Origin of the sequence: Streptomyces sp. NRRL S-495 (assembly GCF_000966955.1) — a bacterium.
In the GTDB taxonomy this organism is placed as follows: domain Bacteria; phylum Actinomycetota; class Actinomycetes; order Streptomycetales; family Streptomycetaceae; genus Kitasatospora; species Kitasatospora purpeofusca.
Window position 1 is genome coordinate 18,435 of record NZ_JZWY01000004.1, and the last position, 21,176, is coordinate 39,610.

General features: G+C 72.1%; 20 protein-coding genes. 5 read left to right on the forward strand and 15 right to left on the reverse strand.

Annotated elements, in window-relative coordinates:
- Positions 1–3: 3 nt before the first annotated feature.
- From VR45_RS00170 to VR45_RS00195, 6 genes are all read right to left on the reverse strand, one after another.
- Positions 4–1,359: an NADH-quinone oxidoreductase subunit D gene (locus VR45_RS00170; protein WP_045937603.1), complete on the reverse strand. Its 1,356-nt coding sequence runs from the start codon at positions 1,357–1,359 to the stop codon at positions 4–6.
- A complete protein-coding gene (locus tag VR45_RS00175; protein WP_045937604.1) occupies positions 1,359–2,072 on the reverse strand; it encodes an NADH-quinone oxidoreductase subunit C in 714 nt (237 codons plus the stop codon). The genes VR45_RS00170 and VR45_RS00175 overlap by 1 nt, the downstream gene beginning before the upstream one ends.
- Positions 2,069–2,623, reverse strand: coding sequence for an NADH-quinone oxidoreductase subunit B (locus VR45_RS00180; RefSeq protein ID WP_030300882.1), 555 nt, complete (start codon positions 2,621–2,623; stop codon positions 2,069–2,071). Before VR45_RS00180 ends, VR45_RS00175 begins: the two co-directional genes overlap by 4 nt.
- Positions 2,624–2,766: 143 nt before the next feature.
- Positions 2,767–3,126, reverse strand: coding sequence for an NADH-quinone oxidoreductase subunit A (locus tag VR45_RS00185; protein ID WP_014137597.1), 360 nt, complete (start codon positions 3,124–3,126; stop codon positions 2,767–2,769).
- A gap of 645 nt (positions 3,127–3,771) precedes the next feature.
- Complete coding sequence (locus tag VR45_RS00190) at positions 3,772–4,494, reverse strand: response regulator transcription factor (protein ID WP_045937605.1); 723 nt, start codon at positions 4,492–4,494, stop codon at positions 3,772–3,774.
- A gap of 136 nt (positions 4,495–4,630) precedes the next feature.
- The gene (locus VR45_RS00195; protein ID WP_052708701.1) at positions 4,631–5,707 is read right to left on the reverse strand and encodes an ATP-binding protein; all 1,077 of its coding nucleotides are present in this window, start codon (positions 5,705–5,707) and stop codon (positions 4,631–4,633) included.
- A gap of 188 nt (positions 5,708–5,895) precedes the next feature.
- Here VR45_RS00195 and VR45_RS00200 point away from each other — a divergent pair, with 188 nt between their 5' ends.
- Entirely contained in the window at positions 5,896–6,522 is a 627-nt protein-coding gene (locus VR45_RS00200; protein ID WP_286163000.1) for a hypothetical protein, read from the forward strand.
- Between the two features lie 55 nt (positions 6,523–6,577).
- Here VR45_RS00200 and VR45_RS00205 read toward each other — a convergent pair whose 3' ends face one another.
- Positions 6,578–7,507 (reverse strand): DMT family transporter, encoded by a 930-nt coding sequence (locus VR45_RS00205; protein ID WP_045937606.1) that lies wholly within the window; start codon positions 7,505–7,507, stop codon positions 6,578–6,580.
- Positions 7,508–7,744: 237 nt separating this feature from the next.
- Here VR45_RS00205 and VR45_RS00210 point away from each other — a divergent pair, with 237 nt between their 5' ends.
- Together VR45_RS00210 and VR45_RS00215 are read left to right on the forward strand one after the other, a co-directional pair.
- Positions 7,745–8,464: a peptidylprolyl isomerase gene (locus VR45_RS00210; protein ID WP_234325786.1), complete on the forward strand. Its 720-nt coding sequence runs from the start codon at positions 7,745–7,747 to the stop codon at positions 8,462–8,464.
- Between the two features lie 71 nt (positions 8,465–8,535).
- Positions 8,536–8,865, forward strand: coding sequence for a MazG-like family protein (locus VR45_RS00215; RefSeq protein WP_045937607.1), 330 nt, complete (start codon positions 8,536–8,538; stop codon positions 8,863–8,865).
- A gap of 64 nt (positions 8,866–8,929) precedes the next feature.
- Here VR45_RS00215 and VR45_RS00220 read toward each other — a convergent pair whose 3' ends face one another.
- The 7 genes from VR45_RS00220 to VR45_RS00250 form a co-directional block, all read right to left on the reverse strand.
- The gene (locus VR45_RS00220) at positions 8,930–10,213 is read right to left on the reverse strand and encodes a geranylgeranyl reductase family protein (protein WP_045937655.1); all 1,284 of its coding nucleotides are present in this window, start codon (positions 10,211–10,213) and stop codon (positions 8,930–8,932) included.
- 220 nt (positions 10,214–10,433) lie between these two features.
- A complete protein-coding gene (locus tag VR45_RS00225) occupies positions 10,434–11,126 on the reverse strand; it encodes a demethylmenaquinone methyltransferase (protein ID WP_030393535.1) in 693 nt (230 codons plus the stop codon).
- Between the two features lie 206 nt (positions 11,127–11,332).
- The gene (locus VR45_RS00230; protein ID WP_045937608.1) at positions 11,333–11,920 is read right to left on the reverse strand and encodes a hypothetical protein; all 588 of its coding nucleotides are present in this window, start codon (positions 11,918–11,920) and stop codon (positions 11,333–11,335) included.
- 321 nt (positions 11,921–12,241) lie between these two features.
- Positions 12,242–12,910, reverse strand: a complete 669-nt coding sequence (locus tag VR45_RS00235; RefSeq protein ID WP_045937609.1) for a hypothetical protein — start codon at positions 12,908–12,910, stop codon at positions 12,242–12,244.
- An 81-nt stretch (positions 12,911–12,991) separates the two neighbouring features.
- The gene (mqnC, locus tag VR45_RS00240) at positions 12,992–14,215 is read right to left on the reverse strand and encodes a cyclic dehypoxanthinyl futalosine synthase (RefSeq protein WP_045937610.1); all 1,224 of its coding nucleotides are present in this window, start codon (positions 14,213–14,215) and stop codon (positions 12,992–12,994) included.
- A gap of 177 nt (positions 14,216–14,392) precedes the next feature.
- Entirely contained in the window at positions 14,393–16,171 is a 1,779-nt protein-coding gene (locus VR45_RS00245; protein WP_045937611.1) for a serine/threonine-protein kinase, read from the reverse strand.
- A 141-nt stretch (positions 16,172–16,312) separates the two neighbouring features.
- Positions 16,313–17,260: a menaquinone biosynthesis protein gene (locus VR45_RS00250; RefSeq protein ID WP_045937612.1), complete on the reverse strand. Its 948-nt coding sequence runs from the start codon at positions 17,258–17,260 to the stop codon at positions 16,313–16,315.
- Between the two features lie 356 nt (positions 17,261–17,616).
- On the opposite strand from VR45_RS00250, the gene VR45_RS00255 reads away from it, so the two are divergent.
- On the forward strand, positions 17,617–17,820 hold the full coding sequence (locus VR45_RS00255; RefSeq protein WP_030393541.1) for a cold-shock protein: 204 nt from the start codon (positions 17,617–17,619) through the stop codon (positions 17,818–17,820).
- 262 nt (positions 17,821–18,082) lie between these two features.
- Here the strand turns inward: VR45_RS00255 and VR45_RS00260 are convergent, their stop codons facing one another.
- Positions 18,083–19,438 carry a dicarboxylate/amino acid:cation symporter gene (locus VR45_RS00260; protein ID WP_045937613.1) on the reverse strand — a complete coding sequence of 452 codons (1,356 nt, stop codon included), beginning with the start codon at positions 19,436–19,438 and terminating at the stop codon, positions 18,083–18,085.
- A gap of 438 nt (positions 19,439–19,876) precedes the next feature.
- Here VR45_RS00260 and VR45_RS00265 point away from each other — a divergent pair, with 438 nt between their 5' ends.
- Positions 19,877–21,109, forward strand: a complete 1,233-nt coding sequence (locus VR45_RS00265; protein ID WP_045937614.1) for an MFS transporter — start codon at positions 19,877–19,879, stop codon at positions 21,107–21,109.
- The last annotated feature ends 67 nt before the right edge of the window (positions 21,110–21,176 follow it).

Consider the following 21,176-nt stretch of genomic DNA (forward strand, 5'->3'; position numbering starts at 1 on the left):
CTGTCACCGGTCCACGCCTCCCATCACCGGGTCGATCCCGGCCACCGAGACGATGACGTCGGCCACCTGGCCGCCCTCGCACATCGCCGCCATCGTCTGCAGATTCGTGAACGACGGGTCCCGGAAGTGGACCCGGTACGGGCGGGTCCCGCCGTCACTGACCACGTGCACGCCCAGCTCGCCCTTGGGCGACTCGACCGCCGCGTAGGCCTGGCCGACCGGGACCCGGAAGCCCTCGGTGACCAGCTTGAAGTGGTGGATCAGGGCCTCCATCGAGGTGCCCATGATCTTCCGGATGTGGTCGAGGGAGTTGCCCATGCCGTCCGGGCCGACCGCGAGTTGGGCCGGCCAGGCGATCTTCTTGTCCGCCACCATGACCGGACCGGGGCGCAGCCGGTCCAGGCACTGCTCGACGATCCGCAGGGACTGCTTCATCTCCTCCAGCCGGATCAGGAAGCGGCCGTAGGAGTCGGCGCCGTCCGCGACCGCGACCTCGAAGTCGTAGTTCTCGTAGCCGCAGTACGGGTCGGTCTTGCGCAGGTCGTGCGGCAGGCCGGTGGCGCGCAGGATGGGACCGGTGGCGCCGAGGGCGAGGCAGCCGGGCAGGTCGAGGAAGCCGACGTCGACCAGGCGGGCCTTGAACACCGGGTTGCCGGTGGCGAGTTTGTCGTACTCGTGCATCCGGGAGCGGATGGTCTTCACGGCCTCGCGGATCTGGTCGACCGCGCCGGGCGGGAGGTCCTGGGCGAGGCCTCCCGGGCGGACGTAGGCGTGGTTCATCCGCAGACCGGTGACCAGCTCGAAGACGTCCAGGATCAGCTCGCGGTCGCGGAAGCCGTAGATCATCAGGGTGGTGGAGCCGATCTCCATGCCACCGGTGGCCAGGCAGACCAGGTGGGAGGAGATCCGGTTGAGCTCCATCATCAGCACCCGGATGACGTCGGCCCGCTCCGGGATGTCGTCGGTGATGCCGAGCAGCTTCTCGACCGCCAGGCAGTAGGCGGTCTCGTTGAACAGCGGGGTCAGGTAGTCCATGCGGGTCACGAAGGTGGTGCCCTGGACCCAGCTGCGGAACTCCATGTTCTTCTCGATGCCGGTGTGGAGGTAGCCGATGCCGCAGCGGGCCTCCGTCACCGTCTCGCCGTCGATCTCCAGGATCAGCCGCAACACCCCGTGGGTGGAGGGGTGCTGGGGGCCCATGTTGACGATGATGCGCTCGTCGTCGGCCCGGGCGACGGCGTCGACCACCTCGCCCCAGTCGCCGCCGGTGACCGTGAAGACCCGGCCCTCGGTGGTTTCCCGGGCGCCCGCCTCGGCCGTGCCGCCCTGGTTCGTCTCCTCGTAGTGCTGGGTGTTCATCAGCTGTACGACCTCCGCTGGTCGGGCGCCGGGATCTGGGCGCCCTTGTACTCGACGGGGATGCCGCCGAGCGGGTAGTCCTTGCGCTGCGGGTGTCCCAGCCAGTCGTCCGGCATCATGATCCGGGTGAGGGCCGGGTGCCCCTCGAAGACCAGGCCGAAGAAGTCGTAGGCCTCGCGCTCGTGCCAGTCGTTGGTGGGATAGACGCTCACCACGGACGGGATGCGCGGATCCGCGTCCGGCGCGGTGACCTCCAGCCGGATCAACCGGCCGTGGGTGATCGAGCGCAGGTGGTAGACCGCGTGCAGTTCGCGGCCCTTGTCACCCGGGTAGTGCACGCCGCTCACACCGAGGCAGAGCTCGAACCGCAGCGCCGGGTCGTCGCGCAGGGTGCGCGCGGTGCGGAGGAGGTGCTCGCGGGCGATCCGGAAGGTGAGCTCGGCGCGGTCGACGACGGTCTTCTCGATCACCTCGGCCGGGTCGAGGCCCTGCTCCTCCAGGGCGCCCTCCAACTCGTCGGCGACCTCGTCGAACCAGCCGCCGTACGGGCGCTCGCTGGCGCCCGGCAGGACGACCGGGGCGACCAGGCCGCCGAAGCCGGAGGTGTCGCCGCTGCCCTGGGCACCGAACATGCCCTGCCGGCGGTCGACCACCTCGACCGGGATCTCGCGGCGCGGCTGCTCGCGGCGGGTCTCGGGTACCTGGTCGTTCATCGCAGCAGCCCCCGCATCTCGCTCACCGGGGTGGCCTGCAGCGCGAGCGCCTCGCCCAGCTCCTCGGCACGGCGCTTGTTCACGCCGAGCGGCTCGTGCTGGATCTTGTCGTGCAGCTTCAGGATCGCGTCCATCAGCATCTCCGGACGCGGCGGACAGCCGGGCAGGTAGATGTCCACCGGGACGATGTGGTCGACGCCCTGCACGATCGCGTAGTTGTTGAACATCCCGCCCGAGGAGGCGCAGACGCCCATCGAGATGACCCACTTGGGGTTGGCCATCTGGTCGTAGACCTGGCGCAGCACCGGGGCCATCTTCTGGCTCACCCGGCCCGCCACGATCATCAGATCGGCCTGCCGGGGCGAGCCCCGGAACACCTCCATGCCGAAGCGCGCCAGGTCGTAGCGACCCGCGCCGGTGGTCATCATCTCGATCGCGCAGCAGGCCAGCCCGAAGGTGGCCGGGAAGAGCGATGCCTTACGTACCCAGCCGGCCGCTGTCTCCACGGTCGTGAGCAGAAAGCCGCTCGGCAGCTTCTCCTCGATTCCCATCAGATCCCTCTCAATGCCCTCAAGTCCTGTGGTTCGCCCACCCGTTCGGGCCTGTCCGCTCGTTCGGGCCGGTCCGCTCGCCCGGGCTTGTCCGCCCGTTCACAAGGTCCGACGGACGCCCGGTGCCCGGCCCCTCCCCCGACTCAGTCCCACTCCAGGCCGCCGCGACGCCAGACGTAGGCGTACGCGACGAAGACAGTGGCGATGAACAGGAGCATCTCGACCAGTCCGAAGATCCCCAGGGCGTCGAAACTCACCGCCCACGGATAGAGAAAGACGATCTCGATGTCGAAGACGATGAAGAGCATCGCCGTCAGGTAGTACTTGATCGGGAACCGACCGCCGCCCACGGGCTGCGGGGTCGGCTCGATGCCGCACTCGTACGCCTCCAACTTGGCCCGGTTGTAACGCTTGGGCCCGGTCAGTGAGGCCATCACGACGGAGCCGACCGCGAACGCCGCCGCGATGGCACCGAGTACGAGGATCGGCGCGTAGGCATTCATAGCCCCCGCTCCCTCCGTCCAGTCGTCCTTGACTGCAGATCGGAACCGTCGGGTCACAGTGTGGTGAACCCGGCGTTCCAGTTCCCGGGATCCACCCCATGTGAGGCAGTTCACAAAGCCTGGAACGAGCGCATCCTATGCCCGTCGGCTTGTGATCTGCGACACGCAGTTCAAGACGATCTTTGTGATCTCCGCCACCTTGTGAATCGTGATGAAGGTGAGCATGACGAGAGTTGTCAACGCAAAGAAGTCAAATGGTCACAAGCAGTCGCATTTATCTGCGAAGCGGCTGGTCAGGGCCGTAGTCCTATATCAACTTCGTCTAGCGGAAGGCAAATTTCCGGGCGTCATGTTGACGTGTTATAGCGGCTCACCCTCAGGGGTGGCGGCCCCGCGAACGCCCGCTTGACCCTTCGTTCACAAGCGCGCCGAGCGCAGGCCGGAGCGTCTCCCGGCGGTGGACCGGGGCGCCTCTCGGCGGTGGGTTGGGGGTGCCTCTCGGTGGTGGACCGGGACGCCTCTCGGCGGTGGGTTGGGGTGCCCGTCCCGGCCGTGGGTCGGGTCACCTGCCGGGTGTGGACCGGGGGTACGGCCCGACCGTGGGCCGGGGTCCGTCCCGGCGGTACCCCGACGGGACGGAGTGGATCAGGCTCCGCTCTCCCAGGCCCAGGCGGCGATGCCGACCCGATTGCGCGCGCCGAGCTTTCGCTGGACCGAGGCCAGGTGGTTCTTCACCGTGCCGGCGCTGATGAACAGTTGCTCCGCGATCTCCCCGTTGGTGGCCCCGTCCGCAACGAGCCTCGCGATCTCCTTCTCCCGCGCGGTGAGCTCCTCGACCGGGCCGACCCGCTCGCTCTCCGCGATCCGTCCGCCCAGGGGGCGCCGCTCCCCATGGCCTGCGGCACCGCCGGTGCTGCCGCTTCCGATGCCTCCTCCGATGCCGCTCCCGCTGCTGCCCCCGGAGAGTTGGCGGAGCAGGCGGACGGTGATCTGCGGGCTGATCAAGGCGTCCCCCGCCACCGCGGACCGGACCGCCTCCGCGAGCAGCGCGGGCCCCGAGCGCTTGAGCAGGAAGCCTGCCGCCCCGGCGCGGAGCGCCTCGTGCACGTATTCGTCCAGATCGAAGGTGGTCACCACGACCACCCGGAACTCCCCGCCCAGCCGCCGGGTCAGCTCCAGACCGTCCAACCTGGGCATCCGGATATCGGCGAGGATCACGTCCGGACGCAGCCGCTCGGCCAGGGCGACCGCGACCTCACCGTCCGCGGCCTCGTCGACCACCTCGATGTCGGGCTGTGCGTCGAGGATGATCCGGTACGCGCTGCGGATCGCCTCGTCGTCGTCGGCAAGGAGCACCCGGATGCTCATCGGCCGACCCTCCTTCCGTTCCCCGGCAGGGCGTCTGTCCCGCGTCTGCCGTTCTTGTCCCACCTGTCAGTTCCGCCATTGCGGCCGTGCTGCTCCCGCCCCCGAGGCGGTGCGGGCCTCCCCCGGCCCGGGGCCGCTAGCCGACCTTCAAGGGCATGGTGACCGCCACCTGCCAACCGTTGCCCTCGCGGCCGGCGCTCAACGTGCCGCCCAAGGCCTCCACCCGGGCGGCCAGACCTGCCAATCCGCTGCCGCCCCCGCCCCGCCTCGACCCGGACGACGGCGAAGCCCCACCGCCGTCGTCCCGGACCCGTACCGTCAACCGCCGCGCCTCGCTCCGCACCCGGACGTCGACCACCCGGGCTGCGGGAGCATGCCGACGCACATTCGTCAGGGCCTCGACCACGATCCGGTACGCGGTGGCCGCCACCTCCCGGGGAACCGCCGGCTCCTCGGCCGGAACGTCCAGTCGCACCACCACATCACCCGAGTCCGTGAACCGCTCGGTGAGCTCGGCCAGTTCGGCCAGGCCGGGCTGCGGGGCACGCTCCGGGCCGTCCCCGTCCCCCTCCTCGCTGCGCAGCAGGTGGACCGTCCGGTCGAGCGAGGCCAGGGCCTGCAACCCGGCCTGCTCTATCCGCTCGAAGAGAGCCGCGGCCCGCACCGGGTCGATGGCCGCCAGCACCGTGCCCGCCTGCGCCTGGGCGACCATGCCGCTGACGTCATGGGCGACGAAGTCGTGCAGGTCGTGGGCGAGTTCGAGTCGCTGGGCGCGCCTCGCCGCAGCCACCGAGCGCCGCCGGCCCTCGTCCAGCCCGCGCAGGTAGAGCCCGATCAGGACGGGCGGCAGCGTGAGGACCGAACCGAAGCCGAAGAGCGTCAGCGCGCCCACCGCGCCGGACGCGTCCTGGAACCGGGACGGCCAGAGCGCGACCGCGCCGCCGATCGTCCAGACCGCGACGGCTCCGCGCCGCCCGCCCTCGGCCCGCAGCGTCAGGACCACCAGCGCCAGCAGGGAGGCGAGTTCGAGCATGCCGACCAGGCCCGTCCAGCGCTCCGACTCGGCCCAGCGGCCGGCGGCCCAGGCGCCGGACGTGGCCCCGATCGACACCACGGCGACCGCGAAGCACACTGCCGCGATCCCGAACCGGGAACGCAGGAACCACCCGCAGAGAACCGCCGCCGGGGCGGCCAATGCCAGCATCTGACTCATCATCGCCTCCTTTCTGCGAGCAGCCTACGGATCGTCGGAGATCTCCGCCTGTGCCGATCGGCACATTTCCGCACCCGATTCGAGCAGCCAAAACAGCCCGATCGGCACTGATGGCAGCCCCGGTCCGACGGCCAGTCTTGATCCCGTCGGACCGGCCACGAGGGCCGGCCGGGAAGGAGTCGGTCACCATGTCCACCACCGCACCCACCGCACCCGTCGCAGGCATCGGAGTCGGCCCCGGCACGAGCACCCCGGGCACGACCGCCGCCACACCCCGGGCCACCCGCAAGCGCGCCGTCCGTCCGGACGGCACCCCCCGCTGGGCCGAGCTGGCCGCCAGGGCCACCGTCTGGACCACCGTGCCGTCCGGGCTCTGGCGGCTCGCCCTCGGCGTCGGCATCCCGGTCGGCTTCAGCGGGGAGCTGGCCGAGGTGTTCGAGAACAACACCCCCGGCTGGGGCACCGCGTACCTCGTCATGCTGAGCGGACTGGCCGAGTTCCTGGCCTTTCTCACCGTGGGGCTGGTCCGGCCCTGGGGCGAGGTGGTCCCGTCCTGGATCCCGCTGATCGGCGGCCGCGCCGTCCGACCGCTCGCCGCGATCGTCCCCGCCGCGATCGGCTCGGCCGTGCTGACCTACATCGGGGCGAGCTCACTGTTCGGCGGCTGGGCCGACCAGTTGAGCGATCCCGAGGCTCCTCAGGGGCTCGCCGCCGTGGTCATGACCCTCTGCTACCTGCCCATGCTCGCCTGGGGGCCGCTGGTCGCCGCGGTCACCTTCGCCTACGCCCGCCGCACCCTGGGGCGGCGCCGATGACCAGGCCGACGACGGCCGGGAGCGGGACCGCCCGCACAGGAGGCCCGGCCCACGGTCACGCCGGGACGGACACCCGCTCCACCGGCTCGACCTCCCGGCGCGGCACCGAGGCGGCCCGGCGGCCCCACTCGGTGCCGACCAGGACGAGGGCGCCGCCCAGCAGGGCGAGCGGTCCGAGGTGGTTGCCGGCCAGGGTGATGCCGAACACCGCGGCCCACAGCGGTTCGGTACCCAGCAACAGGCTGACCCGGGAGGGCGAGGTGGTGCGGACGGCCCACATCTGCACGAAGAACGCGAACAGCGTGCAGAGCAGCGTCAGATGGAGCAGCCAGCCCCACTGGGCCGGCCCGTAGGTGGCCGCGACCGTCCAGGGCAGCGGGCCGACGAACGGTGCGACAGCGGCGAACACCAGCGTCGCGGTCGCCAGTTGGACCCAGGTCACGGCCAGCGTGTCGGTCTCCCGGATCGCCCGGACGCGGGCGGTGGCCAGCACATTGACCGTCCGCACAACGGCGGCGCCCAGCACCAGCAGGTCCCCGGCCGAAGGGGCCCGCAACCCACCCCCACCGGTCAGCAGGGCGATGCCCACCACCGCCAGACCGGCTGCCGCGAGGAAGGGTCGCGGCAGCGGCGTCCGGGCGAGCGCACTCTCCGCGAGCGGGGTGAACACGATCGTGAGACTGATGATCAGGCCCGCGTTGGTCGCCGAGGTGTGCACCGCGCCGAAGGTCTCCAGGAGGAAGATCGCACCGAGCACCAGCCCGAGGGCGGCTCCACCCAGCCACTCGGCGCGCCGCAGTCGCCGCAGCGCCCGCCAGGCGAACAGCCCGAGCACGGGCAGGACCAGACCGAACCGCAGGACCAGCATCGCCACCACCGTGTCCGGATCGGCCACCCGCTGCACGGCCAGGAAGCTCGACCCCCACACCACCGCCACCAGCAGTACCGGCAGATCACGCAGAAGGACGGAGGACGATGCGCGCATGGGCGGGACCCTCTCAGGACGAACGGAAGCGGCACACGAGAGTCGCGCACGTCGTCGGACGGATCCCGGGGTTGAGCAGGCGCCCGTCATCCTCGCGCACCGTGCCGTTCCCGATCAACGGTTTTCGACCCGCGCCTGCCACGTCGCTCCTACCGCTCCCTGCCTGTCCAACCCCGCCCACCGAACCCTTCCCACCGACCCCTACCGGATCTCCACCCCGGCATGGATGATGTCGCCATGACAATGAAGTTGTCCCCCACGGACCGGAAGGCCAGCCAAGTGACCCGGAAGCACTGGGCGTTGATCGCCGCAGCCACCGTTCTGCCGATCGTGGTGAGCACCGGCACCGCCGTCGCGGACACCCCGTCGACCGGGGTCGGGACCGGCGCGGCCGGCACCACCTGCACCTACAGCCCGGCGGTTCCCGCCGACAACTTCAAGGGCATCCCGGTCTTCGACGCCCGGAAGGCCGCCAAGCCCTACAGCGCGACCCTGAAGACCTCCCAGGGGTCGATCACCTTCCAGGCCCTCACCGACAAGGCCCCCTGCACGACCTTCTCGTTCCGCTTCCTCGCCGAGCGTGACTACTTCGACCGCAGCCACTGCCACCGGCTGACCACCCAGCGGATCTTCGTCCTGCAGTGCGGCGACCCGACCGGTACCGGCAGCGGCGGCCCCGGCTACTCCTTCCCGGACGAGAACCTGGAGGGCGCGACCTACCCCGCCGGCACGGTCGCGATGGCCAACGCTGGCCCCAACACCAATGGCAGCCAGTTCTTCTTCGTCTGGAAGGACACCAAGCTCTCCCCAGCCTACACGCCCTTCGGCCGGATCACCGCAGGCCTGGACGTCCTGCAGAAGATCGCCGCCGGCGGCGAGGACGACCAGAACAACCCCGGCGACGGCTTCCCCACCCTGCCCGTGAACATCCGCAATGTGAAGATCTCCACCCGCTGAGCCACCTTCGGGGCCTGCCGGGCTCCCGTACGGTGGTCAGCACGACCGCGAGCCGTACGGGAGCCGTGCCGATGGACAGCAGGATCTGGGAAAGCGTCGACCACATGGTCGCCTGGCTCGACGAGGAGAGCCCGCTCCCCCCGCAGGAGGAGCGGCTGGCCCGGATCCTCAAGCTCTCCGAGGAGGTGGGCGAGGTCAGCGCGGCCGTGATCGGTGCGACCGGTCAGAATCCGCGCAAGGGCGTGACCCACACCTGGGAGGACGTCCAGCACGAGCTCTGCGACGTGGTCTTCACCGCGCTGGTCGCCCTCCGCACGCTCACCCCCGACGCCGCCCAGGTCTTCGCCGACCGCCTCGCGTACGTCGAGAACCGCTCCGCGGCCAGCCGCCGCGAGCCGTAGGCCCCCCGGACGACCTGGTCGGCCCGGGCCGCCCGGCCCACCGGGCTGCCCGGCGCCACGCCGGTCAGGCGTTGGGCGCGGCCTTGGCCAGGCCGTTGATGACGCGGTCCATCGCGTCGCCGCCCTGCGGGTCGGTGAGGTTGGCGAGGAGCTTGAGGACGAACTTCATCAGGATCGGGTGGGTCAGCCCTCGCTGGGTCGCGAGCTGCATGACCTTCGGGTTGCCGATGAGCTTCACGAAGGCGCGGCCCAGCGTGTAGTAGCCGCCGTAGACGTCCTTGAGGATGCGCGGGTAGGCCTGGAGCGCGCGCTCCCGGCCGGACTCGGTCACCCGGGCGTGGGCCTGGACGATCACCCCGGCGGCGATCTGACCGGATTCCATCGCGTAGGCGATGCCCTCGCCGTTGAACGGGTTGACCATGCCGCCCGCATCGCCGACCAGCAGCAGGCCGCGGGTGTAGTGCGGCTGCCGGTTGAAGGCCATCGGCAGCGCGGCGCCCCGGATCGGGTCGGTCATGTTCTCGGGGGTGTAGCCCCACTCCTCCGGCATGCTCGCGCACCAGGCCTTGAGGACCTCGCGCCAGTCGAGCTCACCGAAGGCGGGCGAGGAGTTGAGGATGCCGAGACCGACGTTGGAGGTGCCGTCGCCCATGCCGAAGACCCAGCCGTAGCCGGGCAGCAGCTTGCGCTCCCCGGCCCGGGTGTCCCACAGCTCCAGCCAGGACTCCAGGTAGTCGTCGTCGTGGCGCGGCGAGGTGAAGTAGGTGCGGTAGGCGACGCCCATCGGGCGGTCCTCGCGGCGGTGCAGGCCCATGGCGAGCGAGAGCCGGGTGGAGTTGCCGTCGGCCGCCACGACCAGCGGGGCGCGGAAGGTCACCGGCCGCTTCTCGTCGCCGAGCTTGGCGGTGACGCCGACGATCCGGCCGGTCCGCTCGTCCAGCACCGGGCCGCTGACGTTGCAGCGCTCGTAGAGCCGAGCCCCGGCCTTCACCGCCTGACGAGCGAGCAGCTCGTCGAAGTCGGCCCGCTTGCGGACCAGACCGTAGTCCGGGAAGGCCGAGAGCTCGGGCCAGTCCAGCTCCAGCCGGATCCCGCCACCGATGATCCGCAGTCCCTTGTTGTGCAGCCAGCCGTTCTCGGTCGACACATCGATGCCCATGTCCACCAGCTGCTTGGTGGCCCGCGGGGTCAGGCCGTCGCCGCAGACCTTCTCCCGGGGGAAGCTGGTCTTCTCCAGCAGCAGCACGTCCAGACCGGCCTGCGCGAGGTAGTACGCGGTGGTGGACCCGGCCGGGCCCGCGCCGACCACGATGACGTCCGCGGTGCTCTCCACAACGCCTGCGCTCAGGTCAACGACGGTCTCGGACACGGTGGGCACACTCCTGCTGGGGGTCGACCGGCCGGCGGGGGCCGGCGCGGCTGGGCTTGGACGAGTCTATGAGCTGCGGACGGCGCTTCGGCCGGTCCCGGCGGAGGCGCCGACGGGCCCGACCGACCGGCGACCGGACCAACCGAACCGGCCGGACCTACCGGCAGCCGGCGACCGGCGACCGGCGACCGGCGACCGATCAGACCTTGTGGGCCCGGTGCAGGGCGACGATCCCACCGGTCAGGTTGCGCCAGGCCACCTTGGACCAGCCGGCCTCCTGGAGCCGGGCGGCCAGCGCGGGCTGGTCGGGCCACTCCCGGATGGACTCGGCGAGGTAGACGTAGGCGTCCGGGTTGCTGCTCACCGCGGTGGCGACCGGGGGCAGCGCGCGCATCAGGTACTCGGTGTAGACGGTCCGGAACGGCGTCCAGGTCGGCGTGGAGAACTCGCAGATGACCAGCTTGCCGCCGGGCTTGGTGACCCGGTACATCTCGCTCAGCGCGGCCTCGGTGTCGTGGACGTTGCGCAGCGCGAAGGAGATCGTCACCGAGTCGAAGGTGTTGTCGGCGAACGGCAGCCGGGTGGCGTCCCCGGCGGTCAGCGCCAGCTCGGGGTGGCGGCGCTTGCCCTCGGCGAGCATGCCGACCGAGAAGTCGCACGGGACGACCTTGGCCCCGGCCTCCGCGAAGGGGAGCGAGGAGGTGCCGGTGCCGGCCCCGAGGTCGAGCACGACGTCCCCCGGCCCGGCGTCCACCGCCTCGGCCACCGCGCGGCGCCAGGCACGGGCCTGGCCGAGCGAGAGCACGTCGTTGGTGCGGTCGTACTTGGCCGCGACGTCGTCGAACATGGCGGCGACTTCGTGCGGCTGCTTGTCCAGGGAGGCTCGGGTCACGCCCCCATTGTTCACCCTGGCTCCGGCGATCCGGGCAAGGGGGCGCCTTCCGGACAGTCCGGGAACGACACCGGCCCGCCGTTGCCCCGTTCTCGAAGCACTCGGAGGGCGCACAGAAACGCCCTCACGCCCCCCAGGCGCTAGCCACGCCGGGCACTGGCAACGCCAGGACTCGACTGCTCCGGGACCGGATCACCCACGCCCCCTCAGTGCAGCGCGCGTCGTCCGCCCGAGCGGCGCCGACGGCGCGAGCGCTTGCCCTGGGTTATCGCGGGCATCCCGTCGGCCAGCGCACCGGTCGCCAGGGCGACCGTGGTGGCGAACCGGTTCTGCCCGCTCCGCACGGCCACCGCCCGCCGGTGCCGCCGGATCCGCAGCATGCAGACCGCGAACAGCAGCACCGCCACCGGAACACTGAACCGGGCCAGGCCGACGCCGACCGGCTGCGGATAGGTGTCACCGCAGATCCGTACCGCGCCCGGGTCGTCGGCCGCGTGCTCCAGGCAGACCCCGTCGCCGACCTTGGCGCCGTCGGCCAGCGGCAGCGCGGTGGCGGTGTGGTGCTGGCCCCCGGCCTGGTAGCTGACGGTGCTGTAGGAGCCGCCGCCGCCCGGCAGCTGGGTCACCAGGCCCTCGACCCGCACCGGGTGGGCTCCGATCCGGTCGGCCTGCTCGGCCTGACGCCACCCCAGCAGGCACATCCCGACGGCCAGCACGGCGCTGAGCACGGCGGTGATGTACCAGCCACGGCCCAACCGCGGGGACTGCTGCGGGGGGACGGTCGCGGATCGCATGGTTCCTGTCCTGCCGTGCGTTCGGGGCCTGGGACGGGGCCCCGCCGCCCGCGGGAACGGGCGAAGTGTGGTGAGGGTACGGACTGAGCTGAGCCGGATGCTATCCGCTGGCGGGCCTTCAGGTCACGGCGAAGGGGGAATCAGGCCGCCAGGACGGAGCCGAAGTTCGACGGCACACGAAGCAAGTCCCGCGTGTCGTACGGGAGTACGGCTCGGCAGGAGAAAATCGCACGCCTACCGACGAGTAGGTGACACGCGCCGCGAGAAGCGCCCGGCAGCGAACCGGGGCGGGAACGAGGACGTGTACGGAGTGGGCAGCGCTCAGCGCCGCCGGAACACCAACCGCCCCCCGAGCACCGCCGCGCGGCACCCTCCGGCCCGCGGACCGTCCGCGCCGGGGGCGAACACCGCGAAGTCCGCCCGGCCGCCCACCGTCAACCGACCGTGCACGGCCTCGACGAACGGCAGCCCCACCAGCGGATCCAGCGACCACACCGCCCCCGGAAGGCCCGCCGGCCCAGGAGAGCCCGCGCCCGCCGCCCCGGGAGAACCCGCCCCCGGCAGTGCGACCAGCCCCGAACGGGCGACCGCCATCCGTACCGAGGCACGTTCGAACGGCCCGGCCACCGCCGTCACCCCGAACCCGAGCATGCGCTGCAGCCCGCGCCGCGCGCTCGCCCCGCACCGCGCCTCGTCCGCCTCCCCCACCAGGCCGTCCGGCACCGGCGCGTCCCCGAGTTCCTCACGCGGGTCGGGGTGGTACGCCCGTTCCAGCAGCCGGTGCCCGTCCGGGTGCCGCAACCCGGGGGTGAGCAGCGCGTCACCCCAGTCCCGGACCCGGGCCGTCGGCTGCGCCGCCGCCAGCTCCGCGTACGGGCCGACCGCCTCGATCAGCCCGTCACGCACCAGCACCGCCCCGTCGAGGTGGGACGGGGCGGTGGGATCGGCCGGGTCGGGCAGCACGAGAGCGGCCCGGTGCAGGGTCAGCACGGCGGTGCGGGAGCCTCAGCAGCAGTCAGGGGTCAACGGTCGGCGGTCAGCAGCCAGCGTTCAGGAACCAGCAGCCAGCGGTCAGCGGTTGTCGAGGATCTTCAGCTCGGGGTGCGCCGTGCCGCCCTCGATCGCGGTGGAGGCGATGTGCGAGGCGACCCGCGGGTCGACCGGGTCGTTGGCCGGGTCGTCCAGCACGCGCAGGTGCTCGTAGGTGGTCGAGCGCTGCGCGGGGACGCGGTCGGCGGCCCGGATCAGGTGGATCAGCTCGGTGAGGTTGGAGCGGTGCTTGGCGCCGGCCGCCGAGACCACGTTCTCCTCCAGCATGACCGAGCCGAGGTCGTCCGCGCCGTAGTGCAGCGACAGCTGGCCGGCCTCCTTGCCGGTGGTCAGCCAGGAGCCCTGGATGTGGGCGATGTTGTCGAGGAACAGGCGGGCGATGGCGATCATCCGCAGGTACTCGAAGACGGTCGCCTGGGTCGAACCCTGGAGCTTGTTGTTCTGCGGCTGGTAGGTGTACGGGATGAAGGCGCGGAAGCCGCCGGTGCGGTCCTGCACGTCACGGATCATCCGCAGGTGCTCGATCCGCTCGGCGTTGGTCTCGCCGGTGCCCATCAGCATGGTGGAGGTGGACTCGACGCCCAGCTTGTGGGCGGCCTCCATGATCTCCAGCCAGCGCTCGCCCGACTCCTTGAGCGGCGCGATCGCCTTGCGCGGGCGCTCGGGCAGTAGTTCGGCCCCGGCGCCGGCGAAGGAGTCCAGGCCCGCCTTGTGGATCCGGGTGATGGCCTCCTCGATCGAGACGCCCGAGATCCGCGCCATGTGGTCGACCTCGGAGGCGCCCAGCGAGTGGATCACCAGCTGCGGGAAGTCCGCCTTGATCGCCGAGAAGGCGCGCTCGTAGTACTCGACGCCGTAGTCCGGGTGGTGGCCGCCCTGGAACATGATCTGGGTGCCGCCCAGCTCGACGGTCTCCGCGCAGCGGCGCAGGATCTCGTCGAGGTCGCGGGACCAGCCCTTGTCGCTCTTCGGCGGCACGTAGAAGGCGCAGAACTTGCACGCCGTCACGCAGACGTTGGTGTAGTTGATGTTGCGCTCGATGATGTACGTCGCGATGTGCTCGGTACCGGCGTAGCGGCGGCGGCGCACGGCGTCGGCCGCCGAGCCGAGCGCGTGCAGGGGGGCCGAGCGGTAGAGCTCCAGGGCCTCCTCCGGGCTGATGCGGCCACCGCCGGCGGCCCGGTCGAGGACGGCCTGCAGATCGGTGCTGGGCGCATCGAGGGTGGTCGCTGCGAGCTCGGACACCTTGCGGCCTTCTCTCTCTCGGGTACATCCGGTACTTCCGGTACCACCGGTACTTCGCACACTCCGGGCCGTTCGGCTGTGCCGACCGCTCCGAGGTACTACGACGTGCGGCGACTCCGTGCCGCAGCACCGCGTCGCATCCGGATCAGCCTACGCCAGGGCCCTCGGAGCCCTGCGTCAGCCCGCCCGCCGCAGCGTCCCGGACGGGTTCCCGGCGTTGGGGTCTGCGGAGCCGAAGCGGACGGTGCCGTCCTTCTGCAGAGTGAGCGTCTCGGAGTAGGCACCGCCGGTGCACGCCCCGGGCAGCGAGGAGCGGACGAGGCGGGAGCTGAAGACCAGTTTCTCCGGCTCGGCCGAGGTGAGCGTCCAGGCGCCCTCGCAGGTGATCGAGAGCAGGCCGGTCAGCTCGTTGCGGCTGGTGGTGGCCTCCTGCCCGATCGCGGCCCGGCCGATGACCAGGGTGGTGGTGCCGGCGGGAACCCCCTTCTGGGTGACCATGTCCCCGCGCCAGGTACCGAGGAAGACCTCAGGCACGACGTTCGGCCCCGACGGCGCGGCCGTCGCCGACGAACCGGCCGAACCGGTCGGCGAGGCCGACGAGGCCGGCGAGGTCGGCGCGGTCGCCGAGGCCGGCGAGGTCGACGAGGGCGGCGCCTGGGTGGCCCCGGTCGCGCTCCCGCCGGACGCCGTCGCCGTCGGTGCCGTCGGCCCCGGCTCCTCCGGTCCCCACGCCTGATACGCGCCGTACCCGCCTCCCGCGAGCACCAGCAGCACCGCGGCGGCCACCAGCGCCGCCACGCCCCGCCGCCGCTGCGGCGTACCGTCCGCGACCCCCGGCCGAGGCGGCACCGACGACACCCCCGACACCGACGGCACCCCCGACACGGACGACACCCCTGACACCGACCGCGACCCCGTCCCCGAAGCCCCCTCGGTCCCGACCGGCACCCCGCCGCCACCCGTCACAAAGGTCGGCGTCCGCTCCGCCGCCACCCCGCCCCCGGCCGCAGCCCCGGCCCCGGCCCCGCCGACGGACGCGTCCTCCTCCCCCTCCAGGTCCAGCAGTTGCACCGCACTGCGCCCGACCGCGGCCGCCAGGGCCGGCGGGAGCCAGCCCCCGCCCTGCCCCAGCCGACCGACCGCCGAGCCGTCGGGGTCCAGCAGTTCCCGCAGCCGCCGCGGCGTCGGCCGGACCGCCGGGTCCTTGGCCAGGCAGGCGAGCACGATCGAGCGCAGCGGCCCGGGGGCCAGCCCGGTGAGGTCCGGCTCCTCGTGCACCACGCGGTAGAGCAGGACGGCCGCGCTCACCCCCTCGCCGAACGGGTGCACCCCGGTGGCCGCGTACGCGAGCACCGCGCCGAGCGAGAAGACGTCGCCGGGCGGCCCGACCGGGCGGCCGTTCGCCTGTTCCGGCGACATGAAGCCGGGCGATCCGACCACGAACCCGGACTGGGTCAGCCCGGTGGCCGCGTCGAGGGCGCGGGCGATGCCGAAGTCGATCAGCCTCGGGCCGTCCAGGGTGAGCAGCACATTGGACGGCTTGACGTCCCGGTGCACCAGGCCGAGCCCGTGCACGTGCTCCAGTGCCTGGGCCAGGACGGCGCCCAGTGTGCGGACGGCGGGGTCGGTCAGCGGCCCGTACTCCCGGACGGCGCCGCCCAGCGCGGGGCCGGCGACGTAGCCGGTGGCCACCCAGGGGTGGGCTCCCTCGGTGTCGGCGTCCAGGACGGGAGCCGTCCAGGTCCCGCCGACCCGGCGGGCGGCGGCCACCTCCTGCCGGAACCGGGCCCGGAACTCGGCGTCCTCGGCGAGTTCGCCGCGGACCACCTTGACCGCCACCGTGCGGCCGCCCGCCGTCCGGCCGAGGTAGACCCGGCCCATGCCGCCCGCACCGAGCCGTCGCAGCAGCCGGTACGCACCCACCTGCCGCGGGTCGTCCGATCCCAGTGCCTGCATCCCCCGCCGCTCCCGTCACCCGCCCGGCCCGCCGCCGGGGCCCGCTCGCGTGCAGACGCTATCGGGCGGCGGGCGGACGCCGTGCCACAACCCGCGTCCTCCCGGGGCGTCAGGCCGTCCCGGGAGGACGCGGGGACGTGCTCAGACCACCAGCGGGGCCGGCTCCAGCAGCGCCGGCTCCAACGCCTCCAGCGGCTCCACCGGCGCGGGCTCCAGCAGCCGGACGGCCACATCGGGTGCGAACCCGCTGTCGTGCGCGACCCGCCGGGCGAACTCGGCCACCCCGGCCAACTGCCGCTCGCCGAGCGAGAAGTCCAGCGCCTCGCTGAAGTACCGCTCCAGCACGTCCGCGTCGAAGGTCTCCCAGCGGGCCGCGTGTGTCGCCACCTCGCGGGCCTCGACCAGCGAGAGGTCCCGGGACTCCAGGAAGGCGCGGTGGACGGCCGCGGTCAGTTCGGGCCGGCGCTCGGCGAAGTCGCGGCGGGCGGCCCAGACGGCGAAGACGAACGGCAGCCCGGTCCACTCCTTCCACATCGCGCCCAGGTCGTGCACGGTCAGGCCGCGTTCGGCCGCCTGCCCCAGGTAGGCGCGCAGCGCCGGGTCGCCGATCAGCACGGCCGCGTCGGCCTCGGCGAGCATCGCCTCCAGGTCGGGCGGGCAGCTGTAGTACTCCGGCCGCACCCCCTCCCGCTCCTCCAGCAGCAGGCGGGCGAGCCGGACAGAGGTCCGGCTGGTGGAGCCGAGGGCGACCTTCCGGCCGTCCAGCTCGGCGAGCGGCACCTTGCTGACGATCACGCAGGACATCACCGGGCCGTCGCTGCCCACGGCGATGTCGGGGAGCACGAGCAGTTCGTCCGCGTGGCGCAGGTACTCCACACAGGTGATCGGACCGATGTCCAGCGAACCGGCGACCAGCTGGTCGCTGAGCTTCTCCGGCGTGTCCTTGGTGAGATCCAGGTCGAGCAGATTGCCGGTCCTGGCCAGCCCCCAGTAAAGGGGCACGCAGTTCAGGAACTGAATGTGCCCCACTCGGGGCCGGACCGGGGTGCTCTCCCGGGTCTCCCGCGTTTCCTCGTCCGGTACTGCCACCGCGCCGCTCCCTTGCTGTTCGTGCGCCTCCCCGCAGGGTATGCCTGCTGCTCGGGAAGCCCCGCACCAGCCTTCCGTGACGCACCGTGCCGATCACCGCAACCGCCTTACGACACGCGGCGTCCAGCACGCAAGTCACCCCTGGTCGTCACAGCAGCCGCATGCTAGCGTTGCCCTCAGTTGCAGTTTGATTCCCCTTGCAGTACTTGAAGCCTGCGGAGCATGTAACCGCAGGCTTTTTGTAGTTTTTCAGCAATATCGAAAACTCCGGACCCGTCCGGAGGCAGGGCGATCAGCGCAGCGGACCGGGCGCCACACGGTGTGGTCCCCGACACGTCCCTCGCAAGGAGAACGGCATGGCTCAGGGAACCGTCAAGTGGTTCAACGCTGAGAAGGGCTTCGGCTTCATCGCCCAGGATGGCGGCGGCCCCGACGTCTTCGTCCACTACTCCGCCATCAACGCGAGCGGTTTCCGCTCGCTGGAGGAGAACCAGGCGGTCAGCTTCGACGTCACCCAGGGTCCGAAGGGCCCGCAGGCGGAGAACGTCACCCTTGTCTGAATCATCCTCGATGAGGATCTGATCGCTCGGGACCCGTCGGGTCCGCCGACGGCCGCAAGGCCGTCACGGTGAGCACAAGAGCAGCAGTACCCAAGGGGGCCCGCCTTTCGGCGGGCCCCCTGCCTTTTCCGGCGTCCCCGCGCGCCCGCGCCGCCGCACCCCTGCGTTCGGGCAACCCCCGCGGGTCCCCGGGGTGCGCGCACGACGACGGCCCCCTCTCCCGTTCGCCGGGAGAGGGGGCCGCGTCCGTTCGGGGCGGGCGTCAGGCCGTCGCGGGAGCCTGACCGCCGGCCTGGGCCGGAACGGTGACCGGGGCCGAGGCCGGGGCCTCGTCGTAGAGGTCGGCGGCCGGGTTGTTGTAGGCGACCAGGTCGAGCGTCTTCTCCCGGGCCGCGACCACGACCGGCACCAGGGCCTGGCCGGCGACGTTGGTCGCGGTGCGGACCATGTCGAGGATCGGGTCGATGGCCAGCAGCAGACCGACGCCCTCCAGCGGCAGACCCAGGGTGGAGAGGGTCAGCGTCAGCATCACGATCGCACCGGTCAGACCGGCGGTGGCGGCCGAGCCGATCACCGAGACGAAGGCGATCAGCAGGTAGTCCTTGATGCCGAGGTCGATGCCGTACACCTGGGCGACGAAGATCGCGGCCAGCGAGGGGTAGATCGCGGCGCAGCCGTCCATCTTGGTGGTGGCGCCGAACGGGACGGCGAAGGAGGCGTACTCGCCCGGGACGCCGAGCCGCTCGGTGACCCGGCGGGTGACCGGCAGGGTGCCGACCGAGGAGCGGGAGACGAAGGCCAGCTGGATGGCGGGCCAGGCGCCCTTGAAGAAGTTGACCGGGTTGAGGCCGGCGGCGAACTTCAGCAGCAGCGAGTAGACGCCGAACAGCACCAGCGCGCAACCGACGTAGACGTCGACGGTCAGCGTCGCGAACGGCTCCAGCAGGTCCCAGCCGTACTTGGCGACGGACTTGCCGATCAGGCCGAGGGTGCCGAGCGGCGAGAGCCGGATGACCCACCAGAGGGCGGTCTGGATCAGCTCGAGCACCGACTCGCTGAGCTTGAGCACCGGCTCGGCCTTGGCGCCGAGCTTGATGATCGCCGCGCCGGCCACGATCGCCAGGAAGACGATCTGCAGGACCTCGACCTCGGTGAACGCGGTGACGATGTTGGTCGGGAAGATCCCGGTGAGGAAGTCGATCCAGCTGCCGGTGGACTTCGGCGCCTTGAGGCCCTCGGTCTTGAGGTTGGTGCCCTCGCCCGGGTTGGTGAGCAGGCCGAGGCCGAGGCCGATGGCCACCGCGATCAGCGAGGTGATCGCGAACCAGAGCAGGGTGCGAACGGCCAGCCGGGCGGCGTTGGTGACGTTCCGCAGGTTGGCGACGCTGACCAGGATCGCGGTGAAGACCAGCGGCGGGACGGCGAGCTTCAGCAGCTGGACGAAGATCCGGCCGATGGTCTCCAGGGTGGTGGCCAGCCAGGAGATGTCGGCCGCGCGGGCCAGGTAACCGAGGGCGACGCCGAGCACGAGGCCGGCGACGATCTGGGCCCAGAAGGGCGTCTTGCGGATTCTGGCGAGCACGGACGGCGACGAGGTCGCCTCGGGCGCTGTGGACATGACGGTGCGGCTCCGGGGGAGGCGTGACTGACGGTGTGGCGGTGGGGGGCGGGAAAGGCGGCACGGCGCGGGAGCCGGACGGGAAGGGAACCGGCCCCGATCAGGGGCGTGCCGCCTGAATACAGCTCATGGCGCGACAACGGCGCGGGCTGTCCACAGCACCGGACAGACGCCCGCGGGCGGCACCGGGCTGCGAGCCCAGGCCGTGCGCCGAACGTGCGTCTGAGGTGGTCATGGGCGACACGTTAGCAGTAAAGGTTTGAGATGTTCAAAGTAGTTGTTTGAGTTCCGGACGCGAAGGATCCCGGCGCGACACCCGGGTGCCTCGACGGGCTCCGGGCAGTGCTCCGCGCGGGCCCGATTGACCGCTCAGCAGTTATACGTATAACTTGGAGAGCATCCCCGCCTGCCCCCTGCCCAGACCGGAGAATCCCGCCCATGGGCTACCTCGCCCTGCTCCGCGCCCCGCACGTCGGCCGCCTGCTCTTCGGCACCCTGCTCGGCCGCCTCCCGGCCGGCATGACCGCCCTGGTGATCGCCCTCGCGCTGCGCGACGCCGGTGCGCCGTACAGCCGGATCGGGCTGGCCACCGCCGCGTACGCGATCGCGGCGGCCATCGGCGGGCCGGTGCTCGGCCGGATCGTGGACCGCACCGGCCAGCCGCGCGTCCTGCTCGTCTCCGCGGTGATCGCCGGCGGCGGGTATGCCCTGCTGGCGCTGGCACCGGCGTCCGCGGTCTCCGCCACCGTCGGCGCCGCGATCGCCGGACTGGCGATGCCCCCGCTCGAACCCTGCCTGCGCTCGCTCTGGCCGGACGTCGTCGAGGAGGAGCAGCTCGACACCGCGTACGCCTTCGACTCCGCCTCCCAGCAGATCCTCTATGTCGCGGGCCCGCTCGCGGTGGCCGGCATCGCGGGCACCGCCGGCCCGGTCACGGCGCTCTGGGTGGCGGCCGGACTCGGCCTGGCCGGGGCCCTCGTGGTCGCCACCACCGCGCCGGCCCGCGCCTGGCAGGCGCCGCCGCGCGCGCACTCGGCGGGCCTGCTCGGACCGCTCCGCTCCCCCGGCCTGGTCCTGCTGCTGATCGGCCTGGCCGGCGCCGGCTGGGCGGTCGGCGCGCAGAACGTGCTGTTCATCGCCTATGCCGAGGCCCAGCACGGGAAGGGCCTGCCCGGCGGCGCCGGGAGCCTGCTGGCCCTCGCGGCGCTCGGCGGCCTGCTCGGCGCGCTCGCCTACGGCGCGGTGCGGTGGCGCAGCTCGACGGCCACCCGGACCTGGTTGATGGCACTCGGCATGGCCGTCAGCTACCTGCCGCTGGTGCTGGTCCCGGGTCCGGCCGCGATGGCCGCCCTCGCCTTCGTCTCCGGGATCGCGCTGGCTCCGCTGCTGGCGGCGGCCTTCGTGCTGGTCGCCGAGCTGGCCCCGCAGGGCACCGTGACGGAGGCCTTCGCCTGGCTGGTCACGCTCTTCGCGACCGGGAACTCGCTGGGCTACGCGGTCTCCGGCCACCTCGCGGAGGGGTCGCTGCGTTCGGTGGCGCTCTGCGCGGCCGGCGGGATCGGCCTGGGCGGGCTGCTGCTGTTCGGCGCCCGCCGCTGGTTCCGCCCGGTCGGCGGGACCTCGGCCGGGGCGCACCCGCTGCCCGCCGCCGAGCCGGTGCCGGTGGGCTGACGCCCGCCGCATCCCCATGGACGTGGCTGCGCCTGTCGGGCCGGTGGTCTGGCTGACGGGCGCAGCC